The sequence below is a fragment of the Novosphingobium sp. LASN5T genome (genome assembly GCF_003856955.1).
Taxonomy (GTDB): Bacteria; Pseudomonadota; Alphaproteobacteria; order Sphingomonadales; family Sphingomonadaceae; genus Novosphingobium.
Window position 1 is genome coordinate 1 of sequence record NZ_RQSI01000064.1, and the last position, 16050, is coordinate 16050.

A 16050-nucleotide genomic window follows, 5' to 3' on the forward strand; every position below is an offset into this window, starting at 1 on the left:
TTTTGGCATTGGGCCCTCGGCGCTGACGGAGGCCATGGGCATGCTCAACCACCATTTCGCAGCAGCCGCCTGATCGGCGCAGAGCGACAGCCTACCTCTGACTGCCGCCAATCTTTGCAACAGAGCCCCGCGTTTCACTCGACGATGCCGATATCCGGATATTGGGCGTCCTGCAGGAAGATGCGGCGCTGTCGGTGGCTGCCGTCGCCGCCCGGGTCCATATGTCGCAGAATGCGTGCTGGCGGCGGATAAAGCGACTGGAGGAGAGCGGCGTGATCTCGCGCCGCGTGACGATCCTCGACGCCGGCGCGCTGGGGCTCGATCTCACCGTTTTCGTAAGCCTGCGCGCATCCGAGCATAGCGAGGCCTGGCTCGAAATGCTCAACTCGGCGATCCGCGACATTCCCGAGGTCGTCGAATTCTACCGCATGACCGGCGATGTCGATTATCTGCTCAAGCTGAGGGTTGAGAACATGGCCGCTTATGACGCGGTCTATCGGCGCATCATCCGTTCGATCCGACTTACCGACGTAAGCTCGGCCTTCTCGATGGAGGAGATCAAGTTCACCACCGCGCTCCCGCTCACGCCGCGCCCGTCCTGACCTTGCGGGACGGGCGCGGCGCCGGGGGTCAGCGTGCGTAGCGCTTGCCGAGCTCCGTGGCCCGCGAGGTCAGCGGCTGTTCCTTGCCCGCGATGAAGATCGCCGTCGGCTGGGTGAGAGGCTCCAGCGGATCGCCGTCCCATATCACGATGTCGGCCGCCTTGCCGGGAGCGATCGAGCCGAGCAGATCCGAGACCCCGAAGATCCGCGCCGGCGCGAGGGTCAGCGCCTCGATGCCCGCCGCATAGGGAAGCCCGCGCGACACCGCGAGCCCGGCGTTGTAGCGCATCTCGCGCACGCGGTGGCCGGCATCATTGCCGCCGATCGCGATCTCGACCCCGGCAGCCTTCAGGATCGAGGCGTTCTGAAGCGAGGCGCCGAGCATGTCGAAGCTCGACGGAATGTTGGAGGTCGGGTTGATGAGAACCGGAACCCTGGCCGCCGCGATCTCCCCCGCCACGCGCCAGGCCTCCTCGGCGCCGCTCAGGATGATCTTCAGCTTGTAGTCGCTGGCGAGCTTCAGGACCTGCCGGATGTCGGCGGCGCGGTGCACGACGACGATCAGCGGCATGGCACCCGAGAGCACCGGCCGGAGCGCGGCCAGATCGGCCTGTGACAGTTCGAAGGGATATTCCTCGCGCGGGGGCTGGCGCGCGAGGTCGAAGATCTGGCGCAGCTGAACGAACTCGGCGGCGCGCGAGCCGCCGACCCGCGCGGCTCCGTCCTCGCCCAGTTCGAGCATCATGCCGATACCGGGGCGGTGGAGGATATTCGCGCCCTCGCCGAGAGAGATCATCGCGGCCTTGCCGGCGAAGGGCAGCTCGCGCGCCACGTCGCTATCGTCGTAATCCGGCATCACCACGGCACGGGTCACGCCGCCGAGGCGCGCGATCGGGATCAGCGTGGAAGCGGGGTTGAGGCCGTACTGAACATCGAACGAAGCGCTGATCCCGGAATTGGTGGTCTTGCTGTCCACCGATCCATCGACCGAATTGACCTCGACAAGCCCGAGCGCGGTGTTCACCGCAATGAGGCCGGGCGTGACCGTCGCACCCCTGGCGTCGATGGTGCGGACCCCGGCGGGAACCGCGACGCCGCTGCCGGCGGCAACGATGCGACCGTCGCGCACGACAATCGTGCCATTCTCGACCTCGCCGACGGGACCGGACGTGACGACATGCGCGTTGGTGATCGCGAAGGACTGTGCTGCGGCGGGGCCGGCTGCCGCCGCCGCGAGGATCAGCGACAGGGCGGCGAAGGCGGGAAATTGACGCGTCATCTCATTCCTCCCCGACCGGCTGGCCGATCTCGAAATCGCTTCGGTAGCGTGTGGCGGGATCGCTCGTGTCGAGGACGAGCGCGCCGTCGATGAACACCTTTTCCGCGATCGCGTAGACGCTGAAGGGATTTCTGCTCCACAGCACGACATCGGCCATCTTGCCGGGTTCGAGCGATCCCGTCCTGTCGGCAATTCCCATGATCCTGGCAGGATTGATGGTGATCCATTTGATCGCCTCTTCCTGCGGGATGTCGATACCGGCGCGGCGGCCGGCGGCGAGCGCCACGGCACTTTCGATGTTGAGGCGCTGGACAAGACGTTGCTCGTCCGAATGGATTGCAACACAGGCGCCGGCCTTGCTCAGGATGGCGGCATTTTCCTCGATCGCGTCATAGGCTTCCATCTTGAAGCCCCAGCGGGTCGCCCAGGTGGCGACACAGACATCCTCGGCGGCAAGCATGTCCGCGATCTTGTAGGCCTCGACCGCGTGGTGGAACGCGCGCGTCTTGTAACCGAACTCGTGGCCGACATCGAGCATCACGGCCATTTCGTCGGCGCGGTAGCAATGGTTCTGGACGAGAATATCGCCCTTGAGCACGCCCGCTAGGGTTTCGAGCCCGAGGTCGCGCTTGGGCGCCTCGGCCGCTTCGCCGCGCGCGCGCTTCTTCTCATAGGCATCGACCTTGCGGCCGTATTCGGCGGCATCGATCCACGCGCGGCGGAATCCCGCGACTTCGCCCATCCGCGTGGCAGGAGCGCGGCCGCGGCTGCCGTAGCGGCCCTTGGGATTCTCGCCGCACGCCATCTTGAGCGTGTAGGGCGCGTCCGGGAATTTCATCTGCTGCACGGTGACGGCGGGCACGTTCTTCACGCTGACGCCGCGGCCGCCGAAAAGATTGGCCGAACCCGGCAGGATGAGCAGGCTGGTGACGCCGCCGGCGCGCGCCTTGGTGAAAACCGGATCCTGTGGCCAGACCGAATGCTCGGCCCAGACATGCGCGGTATAGGGGTCGATATTCTCGTTTCCGTCGGCGTGGCCCTGAACTCCGGGGGCCGCGAAAACGCCCAGATGCGAGTGCGCGTCGATGATACCGGGCGTTACCCATTTGCCGCGGCCGTCGATCACGCGGACCCCCGGCTGGACCGCGATGTCGGTGCCGACCGCGAGGATCTTACCCGCCGCCATCAGCACGGTGCCATTGTCGATCCGCGCCCCCGTGCCCGTGAGGATCGAGGCGCCCACGATCGCGGTGTCGGCCGCGGGTAGAGGCTTGTAAGTGCTTGCGAAGGGCGCTGGCGCGGGTGCGGGCGCCGCGCTCGGAGGAGGGGGCGGCGTCGCCGCCGGGCGCGCCGAGGATGACGCGGCCGAACAGCCGGCGAGCAGCGCCAGCGCAGTGCCGAGAAGCACGGTCCGCGCGGCACGGCGATCGCATTGGCGCGGGGATGTCTGTGGAAGCTGTCGTGTCACGCCGGGATCACTTTCTGCGGCAACGATGGAACGGGCGGCAATTCGACCGCCGCGCGGGGGGATACGCGGCGGTCGGATCGGCGAGCGCATGTCAGAAATTCTTCCTCACGCTCACATACCAATAGCGGGGGTTCGGCGAGTAGAGCGAGCCCATGTAGCCGAACGCGCTCGAATCCAGCGGCGGGCGAGCATTGGTGATGTTCCGCACCCCGACCCTGAGCTGTGTGCCGTCGGTGAACCCGCCGTCGAAGTCATACTGCAGATAGAGGCTTCCGGTGGTGTAGGCCTTGAGCGTCAGATTCTCGCCGGCCACCGTGATGTCCTGGTCGAGGACGCTGCCGGTGTAGCTGACGAAGCCGCCCGCGGTGACCTGGCCGAGCTTCCAGGTGAGGGCGGCGGAACCGCGCCACTTGGGAAGCCCGTCCAGTCGGAGGAGGCTTCCGCCTGCGGGAATGATCGTATCGATGTTGATCTGACCCGCCGCCCGCGCATCGAGCAGTGTCTGGATATCGGGCGAGGCATCGCGGAAATATTCGAGCAGATAGGCCGCATTGGCGTTGAGATCGAAACTGCCGATGCCGGTGTCGCGCAACGACAGGTTGAGCCCGAAATCGATGCCGCGCACCGTTTGCGGTTCAAGATTGCGATACCTGTCGTCGACGTATTGCACCTGGCCGACCGGCGCGATTCCGGTCCCGGCGAAAAGCGCGATATCATCGGCCGTCGGCGCCAGCCGCACCACATTGGGATCGGTCGAACCCTGGAGGCGCAGGAGATAGTCGCTGATGAGCGCATTGCCTTCGCCGTAAACGCCCACGATGCCCTGCTGCTTCACCTGCCAGTAATCGACCGTGAAGGTCGTGCGGAGATTGCCGCTGTTGAAGATCGATGGCTGGAGCACGGTCCCGACGGTGAAGGTCGAGGAGGTTTCCGGGCTGAGGTCGGGATTGCCCGCGCGGCGGCCCGTGGTGACGAAACCCTGGGCGCAATTGCTGAAGCTCGTGATGCGGCCCGCCCGGAGGTCCGCCTCGCAGCGGATATAGTCGGTGCGCGTGTTCCCGCGGGTCACGACGGTCGCATTGGTCTGCTCGAGGTTGGGCGCACGGAAACCCTGCGCCCATGAGGCGCGGATGCGCCAGCCATCGAACAGATCCCAGGCAGCGGCGACCTTCGGCTTCGCGATGCTGCCGAAGTCGGAATAATGCTCGTAGCGTCCCGCAAGCTGGAGATTGAGGCTGCGAATGAGCGGGACGTTCATCTCCGGCGAAACGAGTGGAACCGCGAATTCGGCATAGGCCGCCATGACCGTGCGCGAGCCCCTGGTATCCGGCGTCGGGCTGACCCCGAAGAGGTCGCTCGGCTGGACGATGCCGGCGACGGTGTCGGTCCAGGTGATCGTGCCGTCGACCCGCTGGTCGCGATCGTCGAGTTGCGAATCGCGCCGCACCTCGCCGCCGATCGCCATGCCCACATCGCCGGCGGGCAGCGCAAAGAGATCGGCCTTGGACGCTTTGAAATCCCACATCGCGAGCGTCGCCTTGCCACGGCGAACCGTCTTTATGCGGATCGCGTCGAGAGCGGCCTGATTGCTGGGGCTTGTGTCGATGCCGGTGGGATCGGCGGGATTGCCGCCGTTGAACGGATTGTAGGCATCGGGAGTCGAGAGCGCGAGATTGCGCTGGAGCAGCGTGGCGCTGATCCCGTCCTGGGTGTCGCGCACCGATGCCTCCGAATAGACGAGGGCGCTTTCCCAGTGGAAGCCGAGCGCATCGCCGCGAAGGCCAAGCACCGCGCGATACTGGCGATTGGTCACGTCGACGATCGTCGGCCCCATGTCGGTGAAGCGGTAGTTGGTCATTGTCACCGGCAGGCCGGCGGCCGGGGCGTCGATCCCGGACAGCCGGTTCGGATTGGTGCTGCCGTTGGCGAAGGTCACCGGGCCGAACGGATTCCAGTAATTCGACGACGGGATCGACATGCGGATCGAACCGATCGTGAAGACGCTGTCCTGGGTGCTGCGCGTCCTGCCGTAGTAATAGCCGGCCTCCCCGAACAGCGTCACGGCGTCGCTGAGTTCATAGTGGCCGCTGGCGAACACGTTGACCCGGTCGAGCTCGGGCGAGATCGAGATCGGATAATTCGCCTGGGCATTCCAGCGCGTGTTGCGGTCCGCGCCCGTGGTGGCGCGGGTGCCGTCGTCGATGCAGATATCGTTGGCGAGCGTGGCCGAGCAGCCCCCGTTCGCCGTCGGCTGAAGCGAGAAGGCGCCGGCGGTGGAGGTGACATTGGCCCCGTTGCGCCGGACGCGGACGCCGGTGCTGAAATCGCCCCACGGCGAAAGCGGGCTGCGATCGTCGAGCGCATTGTTGCCCGCAAAGACCGTGCCCGCGAAATCGGCGAAATCGCGGTGGTCGGCGGTGGCGGTGAAATCCTGATCCTGCGAGGTCAGCGCGCTGCGCCGCGTGTAGTTGAATAGCAGCGAGATATTGCCGCGGCTTTCGGCCAGATCCTTGCCGAGATAGCCGGAGGCGTTGAATTCGCGCAGCCGCGTGCCCTCGGCGCCGCCATATTGCAGCGACAGGCTGCCGCCGTCGATATTGTCGCGCAGCACGGTGTTGACGACGCCCGCGACGGCATCGGTGCCGTAAAGAGCAGCCGCGCCATCGCGCAGCACTTCGACGCGCTGGACTCCGTAAACGGGGATCGCATTGGTGTTGTAGGTGAGGACAGGCGCGAGCGAGGCGCTTGCCTGGCTGCCCGGATGCTGGACGACGCGGCGGCCATTGAGCAGCACGAGCGTGTTGCCAACGCCGAGGCCACGCAGATCGATCGAGCCGATATCACCGCGCGCAAAATTGCTGCTCGTCTGGCCGTTGCTGCTGTTGAACGAGACATCGCCCATCTGCGGGATCGAGCGGAAGAGATCGTCGCCCGAGATTGCGGCGGTCGCCGCGATCTCGCTTTCGCCAACGATGGTGACAGGCAAGGCTTCGGTGATCTTCGAACCGATAATGCGGCTTCCGGTTACCACGATCTCGGACTCGGGAGATTCGTTCGCGGCGGTCTCGCTTTCGTGCGCGCTGTCCTGCGCAAAAGCGGTCCCGGCCAGGCACAGCGACGACGATGCCAGCAGCAAAGCCCTGCAAAATGACAATTTCTCAACAAGCATGCGTTTGCCCCTCGTTATCGACCCTGTATCGTCCATCCATGCAAACGGATGGATCGTTGGCGTCCATCTTAATGTGCTGTGACGCAATGCCCGCGAAAATCCCCACCCTAGCTTGGCGGAAAATTTCAGGGGGTTACATGGCGGAGCAATTTTATACTGGGAGAGCCATAGCGGCCTCCCGGGTATCGTCTCCTGGCCAGTCGCTGATCTCGCCGGGCAGGTTCGGCTGGACCGCCAGAGTGAAAATCCACGGCAGCCAGGTGCCTGCAATCTCCCTCGGCTGGACGATGGGACGATGGCGCGGAACCCCCGCCGCTATGCCGAAATCAACGCAATAGGCACCCTTGACGACACCGTTTGCGTGGGGTGGAGAGCTGCCCCGACACATGAATGGTCCTGCCGGATGGGCGGTGGGGTCGCCCGCCACGGCTGCGTCACAGCAGGGTGGGACAATCAGCCGAGGAGAAGATCGACGTGGCCAGGTTTCGCAAGATGCTCGCAGCTGGAACAGCCATGGCGGCCGGACTCGGCTGGACTGGCCCGGCGGCGCTCGCGAATCCGGGCGACGAGATCGTCGCGATCACTGGTGCGACCATCTTCGACGCGACCGGAACGGCGCCGTTCCGTGGCACGGTCATCGTGCGCGGCGGACGGATCGAGGCCGTCGGAGCCGATGTGAGGATACCCCCCCGCGCGACGGTCGTCCGCGCAGAGGGCAAGGCGTTGCTGCCCGGCTTCATCGACGTCCATACTCACTGGTCGCCGGCAGGCTCGCCGCGTACGCTTCCCCAGATCGCCAGCGCCTATCTCGAGAGCGGCGTGACGACGGTGAATGATTTCCACCAGCAGCCCGAAGCCTTTGCCCCGCGCCGCGCCTGGCTCGCCGGCATCGAGGCGCCGCACGTCAACTTCGTGGCGCGGATGAGCACGCCGGGCGGCCATGGTGCCGACTGGGGCGATACCAGCACCACCAAATGGGTCGCGACCGCAGAGAGTGCGCGGCGCGAGGTGCAGGCACTTCAGCCCTACAAGCCCGATTTCATCAAGGTGTTCGCGGATGGCTGGCGCTATGGCCAGTTGCCCGAGGAAACCTCCATGAACGTCGAGACGCTCACCGCGATCGCGGAGGAGGCGCACAAGAACGGCCAGCGCGTCCTCACCCACACCGTAACGGTCGAGCGCGGCAAGCTCGCGGCGCAGGCCGGCATCGACGTGATCGCGCACAGCATTCAGGACGGCGTGCTGGACGATGACGCGGTGGCCGCGATCAGGAAGGCCGGTACCTCCTACGCGCCCACGCTCGCGATCTATCAGCTCAGACCCGACGAGATGGGGCCGGGGCGCAAGGACGATGAAGCGACTCGGCTGCGTATCCGCAAATATGGCTATGCCGAGGAGAATGTCCGCAAGCTGGCCGCTGCCGGGGTGCCCATCGCGCTGGGAACCGATGCGGGCATCGGAAGCGCGAAACACGGCATCTCGACCTTGCAGGAAATGGAGCTGCTGGTCGCGGCCGGGCTGACTCCCAAGGCGGCGCTGCTCGCAGGCACCTCGAACAGCGCGCTGGCACTCGGGCTGCTCGGCGATCGCGGCACGATCGAGAAGGGCAAGCGCGCGGACCTTGTCCTGATCGATGGCGCGCCGTGGGAGACGATCGGCGACGTGCGAAAGATCGAGCGGGTGTTTGTCGACGGCAAGCTGGTCCACGGCGCCGGTGCCAGGCGGTCTCCGGGCAATCTTGCGACCGCGCTGCCGGCGGTCCCCGCCGCGCCGCTGATCGATGATTTCGAGCGCACCGACGGACGCAGCACCCTCGACACCCTGCGGCTCGTCGACATGGATGGCGGCGTCGAGCGTTCGCGCGTGGTGACCAATCGCGTGACCCATCCCGGCGGCGGCGGCAACGCCCTTGCCTTCGCGGTCGAGATGTCGCCCAAGGAGAAGCCGGAGGGCGGTGTCCTCGTACCGCTCAGCCGGGGCTCGGTGACCCCGGTCGATGCGCGCGGCTTCACAGGCGTGCGCCTCGATATGCGCGGGGCGGGCCGCTACCTCGTGGTCGTCAACACGCTCGCGGGCGAATGGACCGCCTCTGTCGAGGCGAAGGAAGACTGGACGGAACTGCGCGTGCCCTTCAGCGCCCTCGTCCCGACCCGTCCGCGGCGCGAGAACGCGCCCGTTCCCGCATGGCGCGGCGACGACCTGGTGCAGGTCGGCGTGGTGGTCATGCGCGAAGCGGGCGCGAGCGCCTGGGGCGAAATCGACAACCTCGGCTTTTACTGAACTCGGCTTTTGTTGAAGCGGCGGCCCGCGCGCCGCATCGCCGGAACACCCCCATCCACGCCGGCACCCGTGGCGGTGCGGGCGGCGCGGCTTGCTGCATTTCCGGCATCTGCGTGACGGGACTGCGGCCCCGCGCGAGCGGCGAAGCTGGCCCCAAATTCCAGGCCCACTTCGGCAAGGCCCTGGCGAGGCGAGCGAGTTCCGAAGCCGGGGAGCGCGCATCGCCGGCTGGATGAACGGCTGGTGGGGTCCGCCCGACGCGCTGCGTCTCAGCCAATGAGGGCGGGCCTGTCAGGCCGAATCAAGCGCCCGTCCTCGCCCCGCAAGGAGTCGCTGCCTGCCATGATCGCGAAACTGCCCTGCCTGCCGCTCCCCGCGGGGTCGGCCCCCATGCCCGATCCGTCGGCGACAGGCGGCTGGACGGCGGCACAGCCGCGCGCGGCCGGTCCCGGGCACCAGCACCAGCGCCAGCGCCTCGAACCCGCACTCCTGCATCCCGGCACGACACCCTCATGAGCGCCTTTCATCACCTCGAGACCGGAGGAAGCGGAGATGCCGCGCTCGCATCCGCCTCCGCGCAGATCGCGGCGACATCGCGCGGAGCGGCGGCGGTGCGCGCCTTCTTCGATCCCGCCACCTCGACGATCAGCTATGTCGTCCACGACCCCGTGACCATGCGCGGCGCGGTGATCGACAGCGTGCTCGATTACGACGCGGCGGCGGGGCGGACCTCGACCGGCTCGGCCCAGGCCATTCTGGATCATGTGCGCGCCGAGGGCATCGCGATCGACTGGTTGCTCGAGACCCACGCGCACGCCGACCATCTTTCGGCGGCACCTTGGCTGCGCGAGGCAGTCGGCGGGCAGATCGCGATAGGCGAACACATCCGCGAGGTGCAGGCGGTGTTCGGCGAGATATTCAACGCCGGGGCCGACTTCCGCCGCGACGGCTCGGACTTCGACCGGCTGTGGTCCGATGGGGACCGCTTCGCGATCGGCGCGCTGCCGGTCACGGTGCTTCATGTTCCCGGCCATACGCCGGCTTGCGTCGCCTATGTGATCGGGGGCGCGGTGTTCGTCGGCGATACCATGTTCATGCCCGATTACGGCTCGGCACGCGCCGATTTCCCGGGCGGCGACGCGGGCACGCTGTTCCGTTCGCTGCGGCGTATTCTCCAACTGCCGGGCGAGACCCCGCTGTTCATGTGCCATGATTACCTGACCGAAGAACGGCAGGACCATGCGTGGGAGACGACGGTGGCCGCGCAACGCGCCGCCAATATCCACGCCCGCGACGGCATTTCGGAACAAGAGTTCGTCACCCGTCGCCGCGCCCGCGACGCCGGGCTCGCGATGCCCCAGCTGCTCCTGCCGTCGGTGCAGGTGAACATGCGTGCCGGCCGCCTCCCGCCAGCCGAGCCGAACGGCACCGTCTACCTCAAAATCCCCGTCGACCGGCTGTGAAGGCCGCCCTCCCCGACTTGCGAACGGAGACACCATGACCCCCAAGACTCTGACGCCGGCGCTTCGCGTGTCACCGCAGATCGCCGCATCCGACATGGCCGCTATCGCGGCATCGGGCGTCCGCTCGATCATCTGCAACCGGCCCGACGGCGAGGAGGCGGGTCAACCGACCGCCGCCTCGATCGCGGCGGCGGCCGAGGCGCATGGCCTGCGCTTCGCCCATGTCCCGGTGGCTGCGGGATATGGGCAAGGCGATGTTGCGGCGATGGCGCGCGCGCTCGCCGAGCTTCCTGCGCCCGTGCTCGCCTACTGCCGTTCGGGTGCCCGCTCGGAACAGCTCGCCACAATGGCGGCGGCGGTGGGCAAGGGCGGCGATGCCTCGACCTGGGATATCCTCGTCATCGGCGGCGGCAGCGCGGGAATAGCGACCGCGGCCAGCATCCTCCGGCGGCGGCCCGGCATCCGCCTCGCGATCGTCGAGCCGAGCGGGGATCACTACTACCAGCCGGGCTGGACGATGGTCGGCGGCGGCATCTTCGCGCCCGAGGATACGCGGCGCGAGGAGGCGGCGCTGATCCCCGCCGGGGTCGAATGGATACGCGCCGCGGCGGCTTCCTTCGACCCCGCGAACGATCGCGTCGTTCTCGCCGATGGGCGCACGCTTTCATACCGCGTGCTGGTCGTATGCCCAGGCCTGAAACTCGACTGGGACGCGATTCCCGGCCTTCCCTCGGCGCTCGGCCAGGGCGGCGTGACTTCCAACTACCGATATGATCTCGCGCCCTACACCAACCGCCTGACCCGCGAATTCCGGGGCGGGCGAGCCCTGTTCACCCAGCCGCCGATGCCGATCAAATGCGCCGGCGCACCGCAAAAGGCGATGTATCTCGCCTGCCATCGCTGGGAGCGCGAAGGGGTGCTCGACCGGGCCCGGGTCCAGTTCCATGCGGCAACCCCCGCGTTGTTCGGGGTCGCCGCCTATGTTCCCGCGCTCGAGGCCTATATCGCGCGCTACGGCATCGACCTCCAGCTCCGGTCGCGCCTCGTGTCGATCGATGGCGCGGCGAAGGTCGCGGTCTTCGAGCAGACGCGCGGCGAGGAGGTGCGCCAGGTCGAAGAGCAGTACGACATGATCCATGTCGTGCCGCCGCAGGTCGCCCCCGACTTCATCGCCGCGAGCCCGCTCGCCGCACCGTCCGGCTTCCTCGCGGTCGATGAGGCAACCCTGCGCCATCCCGGCTATGCCAATGTATTCGCGCTCGGCGACGTGGCGGCGACCACCAATGCCAAGACGGCGGCCGCAGCGCGCAAGCAGGCGCCCGTGGTGGCGGTCAACGCGCTCGCCGCGCTCGATGGTGCGGCGCCCGTCGCGGCCTATGACGGATATGGCAGCTGCCCGCTGACCGTCGAAGCCGGAAGGATCGTGCTGGCCGAATTCGGCTATGGCGGCAAGCTGCTGCCCTCCTTCCCCAAATGGCTGATCGAAGGGACGCGTCCGTCGCGGCTGTCGTGGCTGCTCAAGGCGAAGATCCTGCCGACCGTTTACTGGCACGGGATGCTGCGCGGCCGCGAATGGCTCGCCGCGCCGCGGCCCATCGGCCAGACCATGTGACGCTCGACGCCGTCCAGTATCTCCTCGGCGCGCTGTCGGGCGGGCTCGTGGGCTTCACGCTCGGGCTCGTCGGGGGTGGCGGATCGATCCTCGCGGTCCCGCTGATGGTCTATCTCGTCGGCGTGCCGAACCCGCATGTGGCGATCGGGACAAGCGCGCTCGCCGTCGCGGTCAACGCCGCATCGGGGCTCGCGCAGCACGCCCGCGCCGGCACGGTCAAATGGCGCTGCGGGTTCCTCTACGCGGGCAGCGGAATCGCGGGCGCGCTGGCGGGGTCGACGCTCGGCAAGGCGGTCGATGGCCAGAGGCTTCTCTTCCTCTTTGCGCTGCTGATGCTCGTGGTCGGCGCGCTGATGCTCCGCAGGCGCAAGGATCCGGGGGTCGAGGGCGCCGCCTGCAACCGCCACAATGCGCCCCGCGTGCTGGGCTACGGGCTCGCGACCGGAGGGGTATCGGGCTTCTTCGGCATCGGCGGCGGCTTCCTGATCGTGCCCGGACTGATCGCCTCGACGAGGATGCCGATTCTCAACGCCGTGGGCACCAGCCTCGTCGCGGTGACCGCCTTCGGGCTCACCACCGCGCTAAGCTATGCGCTCTCCGGCCTTGTCGACTGGACGCTGGCGGCGATCTTCATCGCGGGCGGAATCTTCGGCGGCCTTGCCGGCACGCGCGCGGCGCGGCGCCTGTCGTCGCGCGGAGGGCTGGCCACGGTTTTCGCCGGCCTGATTTTCCTCGTCGCCGCCTATATGCTGGTGCAAAGCGCGGGGGCCATCTGGGCCGGGGCGTCCGGCTAGGAGCGGGGGAACGCATCGATGAACCCAGAAACCACCCGGCAGGCGCCGCCCACGGGCATGGCGCGCTGGAAGCTGGTCGGCCCCGGGATCGTCGTGGCGGCAACCGGCGTCGGCGCGGGCGACCTGGTCGCCACCCTCGTCGCGGGCGCGCGCTTCGGCTACGCGCTGCTGTGGGCGGCCGTGATCGGCTGCATCGTCAAGATCGCGCTCGCCGAGGCGACGGGCCGCTATCACCTCGCAACCGGATCGACGATACTGGAGGGCTGGCGTTCGCTGGGCCGCTGGACCGGGTGGTATTTCGGATTCTACATCATCCTGTGGGGCTTCGTGTATGGCGGAACCGCGATGAGCGCGACCGCGCTGCCACTGGCGGCACTGTTTCCCGATGTCCTGCCGTTCTGGGCCTGGGGGGCGCTCTCGGGGGTGCTGGGCGCGGCCTTCGTGCTGCTCAACCGCTATGCCATCTTCGAGGCGGCGATGAAGTTCTTCATCGGAGTGATGTTCGTCGTCGTGGTCGGGCTGGCGATCCTGGTCGCGCCCAATCTGGGCCATGCGCTGGGCGGCTTGGTGCCACAGCTTCCCGAAGGCTCGGCCATCTACACGCTGGGGCTGATCGGCGGCGTGGGCGGCACGATCACGCTCGCCGCCTATGGCTATTGGGTCAATGCCAAGGGTTGGAACAGTCCGGGCTGGATGGGCATGATGCGCTTCGACAACCGCGTGGCCTATGTCGTGACCGGCATATTCGTCGTTGCGATGCTGATCGTCGGCGCGGAACTGCTGCACGCGGCGCAGATCAGCCTGGCGGGCGGCGATCGCGGCCTGCTCGACCTCGAGGCGGTGCTGGCCAGGCGCTTCGGGGCGACCGTGGCGACGGTCTTCCTGATCGGCTTCGTCGCCACCACCTTCTCGTCGATCCTCGGCGTCTGGCAGGGCGTCTCGCTGCTGTTCGCCGACTTCGTGCGGAACCTGCGCGGCACCCATGCCGCGGGGGATCGCAGCGATCTCGAAACCAGCCCGGCCTTCCGCTTCTATGTGCTCTGGCTGACCTTCCCGCCGATGGTTCTCCTGACGCTGGGCCAGCCCTTCGCACTCATCATCGCCTATGGCGCTTTCGGCGCATTCTTCATGCCCTTCCTCGCGCTCACCCTGATGTGGCTGCTCAACCGACCCGGCGTGCCGCCCGAATGGCGCTCTGGCTGGCTCTCGAACCTCTTGCTGGCGCTGTCATCGATCCTCTTCATCATTCTGTGCGTTCACCAGATTCTGACCTTCCTCTAGGTCCCGCGAAGCCAAACGCCGCAATCGACGGGATAACCGCTGCCGAGAAGCGGTTATACTTCAAATGCTTGTTATATTGGGAAAGCTGGCGCACCCGACAGGATTCGAACCTGTGACCTCTGCCTTCGGAGGGCAGACGTCAAGCCCTTTTCCGCCCATCTGCATGGAATGTTTTAGGCGAATTTTCAGGCACTTAGCCTGTAACGAGCGGTGGGCGCGAAGGTCGGATTTATCCTCACGGAAGCACCACGGAAGCAGTTTGCTACGCTTCGGATGTCGCAGAGACAAGCCGCCGGAAATGCGGTGAACTGGCATCGGCCCACACTGGTTTGCGTTGACCGGCGACCGTCGATCCATGTAGGGATGGCGGACTGCACCCGTAGCTCAGCTGGATAGAGCGCCACCCTCCGAAGGTGGAGGCCACACGTTCGAATCGTGTCGGGTGCGCCAGCTACCGTTAAATGTCGACGAGGCAGCCCCGGACCTCGACTGTCTAGCGCGTGCCCGACGTGCAGTAGTCGTCCAGCCAGGTTGTTCTTGCGCCGGCGGCGGACCACAGCATCGGGAAGAAGCTCTCGTTGAGGCCGGCGTCGCCGGTGATCTGATAGCGCCGGTAGATGTAACCTCCGCGCCGATCAGAAAATCGAGCTTGGCCGGAAACGAGATGAACCCCGATCGACCGGCGCATTTGGCCGGTGGAGCCGTTAGGTCCGGACCCATGCCAGGTTTCACCGGCGTGGATGACGACGGACCCCGCCGGAACCTCGGCATAGTATATGTCTGGCATCGGTGCGTTCGCGGCGTGGGCGGCAGCGCGAAGTTGGCCGCGATAATCCCCTGCCGCATGGAAGCTGGAAGGCATCGGCGTGCAAGGCCATTTGTGTGACCCGCGAGCGTATTCGAGGGTTCCGGTTTGGCGGGTCACATCGTCGAGGGCGAACCAGAAGGTGATCGTCTCTTGGGGATCAAGGAAGTCCATGAATGACGTGTCTTGGTGATACGCGATCGGCTTCCCACCGGGCGGCTTCCACCAGATCGTGTCCTGTCCGAGCTTTGCGCTTGGCCACCCGGTGAGACGGCAGGCGGCTTTGCCAAGGTCTTGAGACAGGCTGAGCGCGGCGATCGTGAGATCAGCTTTCCAGGCATTCGCCATGTGCCGCGTCACGTCAGGTTTGCTCAGTTCCTCTCGCCAGTACCACTCGTCCGGGTAAACGCCCGTATCAAAGTCTCCGGCGAAGAGCGGTTCAAAGCGGGAGCGGAGTTGTTCGACCGCCGTCATAGGCAAGACGTTCTCAACTGCGAGGAAACCCTCCTCGCGAAACTGCTCCACCTGCACGTCGGAGAGTGTTTCCAACCGGTTCATGGCAAGCGGCGACATGGCGATTTTCCTATGTAGTTTTCCTTCTGTTGACGTATAGAGGCGCTTCATCTGTCGTTCAAACGAACGAATTATGGCATTTGAGGCATATCATCGAACTTGACCGAATAGATTTCGCCATTCTGGGCATTCTGCAGGAAGACGCGCGCACGACGGTCAAAGCGATCGCTGCGGAAGTTGGCCTAGCCCCATCCTCCGCACATCAACGCATTCGCCGGTTGTGGGAGACTGGCGCGCTGAAGGGTCTGCACGCGGAAGCCGATCCAAAGGTTTTTGGCATCGGTCTCGAGGCGTTGCTCATGATCGGGCTGACCAAGCACAAGCGTCAGACGGTCGACGATTTCCTTCGGGATGTCACCGAGATCCCGGAAGTGCGATCGGCTTACCTAGTCACGGGACGCTACGACCTGGTCGTGCATGTCGCCGTCCGCGACACGCTCCATTTGAAAGACGTGGCGCTCGATCAATTTACGAGCCGGCCCGGCGTCACCCGTATCGAAACATCCATCGTCTTCGAGGCCCGTCGGCGCGACAGGTTGCCGAACTATCACAGCCCTCAAGACGCGACCTGACAGAGGGGGCGACCATGCTTTCGCAGGCTCTGTTGCAAAAATCGTGAAGCTTGAGCATGCTTGGCGGAGATTGGACGGACGGAACGATGACGGATTTCAAGTGGCGCCATTTCCAGGGTGATGTGATCCTGTGGGCGGTGCGCTGGTATTGT

The 16050-nt window shown here is 66.3% G+C and carries 11 protein-coding genes and 1 tRNA gene; 8 read left to right on the forward strand and 4 right to left on the reverse strand.

Going from position 1 to position 16050, the window contains the following annotated elements:
• The first annotated feature begins 110 nt into the window (after positions 1–110).
• Positions 111–602 carry an Lrp/AsnC family transcriptional regulator gene (locus tag EH199_RS22145; RefSeq protein ID WP_370449723.1) on the forward strand — a complete coding sequence of 164 codons (492 nt, stop codon included), beginning with the start codon at positions 111–113 and terminating at the stop codon, positions 600–602.
• Between the two features lie 28 nt (positions 603–630).
• Here EH199_RS22145 and EH199_RS22150 read toward each other — a convergent pair whose 3' ends face one another.
• The 3 genes from EH199_RS22150 to EH199_RS22160 form a co-directional block, all read right to left on the reverse strand.
• Positions 631–1881 (reverse strand): amidohydrolase family protein, encoded by a 1251-nt coding sequence (locus EH199_RS22150; RefSeq protein ID WP_124811251.1) that lies wholly within the window; start codon positions 1879–1881, stop codon positions 631–633.
• Position 1882: 1 nt separating this feature from the next.
• On the reverse strand, positions 1883–3289 hold the full coding sequence (locus EH199_RS22155) for an amidohydrolase (protein ID WP_370449724.1): 1407 nt from the start codon (positions 3287–3289) through the stop codon (positions 1883–1885).
• Between the two features lie 151 nt (positions 3290–3440).
• A complete protein-coding gene (locus EH199_RS22160) occupies positions 3441–6518 on the reverse strand; it encodes a TonB-dependent receptor domain-containing protein (RefSeq protein ID WP_124811253.1) in 3078 nt (1025 codons plus the stop codon).
• A 474-nt stretch (positions 6519–6992) separates the two neighbouring features.
• Between EH199_RS22160 and EH199_RS22165 the strand changes: the two genes are divergently transcribed.
• The 6 genes from EH199_RS22165 to EH199_RS22195 all read left to right on the forward strand — a co-directional run bounded on the left by EH199_RS22165 (position 6993) and on the right by EH199_RS22195 (position 14398).
• Positions 6993–8798, forward strand: coding sequence for an amidohydrolase family protein (locus tag EH199_RS22165; protein WP_223806852.1), 1806 nt, complete (start codon positions 6993–6995; stop codon positions 8796–8798).
• A 512-nt stretch (positions 8799–9310) separates the two neighbouring features.
• Positions 9311–10261: an MBL fold metallo-hydrolase gene (locus EH199_RS22170; RefSeq protein ID WP_124811254.1), complete on the forward strand. Its 951-nt coding sequence runs from the start codon at positions 9311–9313 to the stop codon at positions 10259–10261.
• 34 nt (positions 10262–10295) lie between these two features.
• Positions 10296–11873 (forward strand): bifunctional protein tyrosine phosphatase family protein/NAD(P)/FAD-dependent oxidoreductase, encoded by a 1578-nt coding sequence (locus tag EH199_RS22175; protein WP_124811255.1) that lies wholly within the window; start codon positions 10296–10298, stop codon positions 11871–11873.
• Positions 11870–12667 (forward strand): sulfite exporter TauE/SafE family protein, encoded by a 798-nt coding sequence (locus EH199_RS22180; RefSeq protein ID WP_124811258.1) that lies wholly within the window; start codon positions 11870–11872, stop codon positions 12665–12667. The genes EH199_RS22175 and EH199_RS22180 overlap by 4 nt, the downstream gene beginning before the upstream one ends.
• Before the next feature lie 18 nt (positions 12668–12685).
• Complete coding sequence (locus tag EH199_RS22185; RefSeq protein WP_124811256.1) at positions 12686–13948, forward strand: Nramp family divalent metal transporter; 1263 nt, start codon at positions 12686–12688, stop codon at positions 13946–13948.
• Between the two features lie 373 nt (positions 13949–14321).
• A tRNA-Arg gene (locus EH199_RS22195) sits at positions 14322–14398 on the forward strand.
• 43 nt (positions 14399–14441) lie between these two features.
• Here EH199_RS22195 and EH199_RS22200 read toward each other — a convergent pair.
• Positions 14442–15326 (reverse strand): phytanoyl-CoA dioxygenase family protein, encoded by an 885-nt coding sequence (locus tag EH199_RS22200; protein ID WP_221885204.1) that lies wholly within the window; start codon positions 15324–15326, stop codon positions 14442–14444.
• Between the two features lie 80 nt (positions 15327–15406).
• Between EH199_RS22200 and EH199_RS22205 the strand changes: the two genes are divergently transcribed.
• Entirely contained in the window at positions 15407–15898 is a 492-nt protein-coding gene (locus tag EH199_RS22205; protein ID WP_221885205.1) for an Lrp/AsnC family transcriptional regulator, read from the forward strand.
• Positions 15899–16050: the final 152 nt, after the last annotated feature.

What these genes read in the sequence shown, in the direction of transcription:
- EH199_RS22150 (WP_124811251.1), bottom strand. Translation starts at nt 1,881, where the DNA reads ATGACGCGTCAATTTCCCGCCTTCGCCGCCCTGTCGCTGATCCTCGCG.
- EH199_RS22160 (WP_124811253.1), bottom strand. Translation starts at nt 6,518, where the DNA reads ATGCTTGTTGAGAAATTGTCATTTTGCAGGGCTTTGCTGCTGGCATCG.
- EH199_RS22170 (WP_124811254.1), top strand. Translation starts at nt 9,311, where the DNA reads ATGAGCGCCTTTCATCACCTCGAGACCGGAGGAAGCGGAGATGCCGCG.
- EH199_RS22175 (WP_124811255.1), top strand. Translation starts at nt 10,296, where the DNA reads ATGACCCCCAAGACTCTGACGCCGGCGCTTCGCGTGTCACCGCAGATC.
- EH199_RS22185 (WP_124811256.1), top strand. Translation starts at nt 12,686, where the DNA reads ATGAACCCAGAAACCACCCGGCAGGCGCCGCCCACGGGCATGGCGCGC.
- EH199_RS22200 (WP_221885204.1), bottom strand. Translation starts at nt 15,326, where the DNA reads ATGTCGCCGCTTGCCATGAACCGGTTGGAAACACTCTCCGACGTGCAG.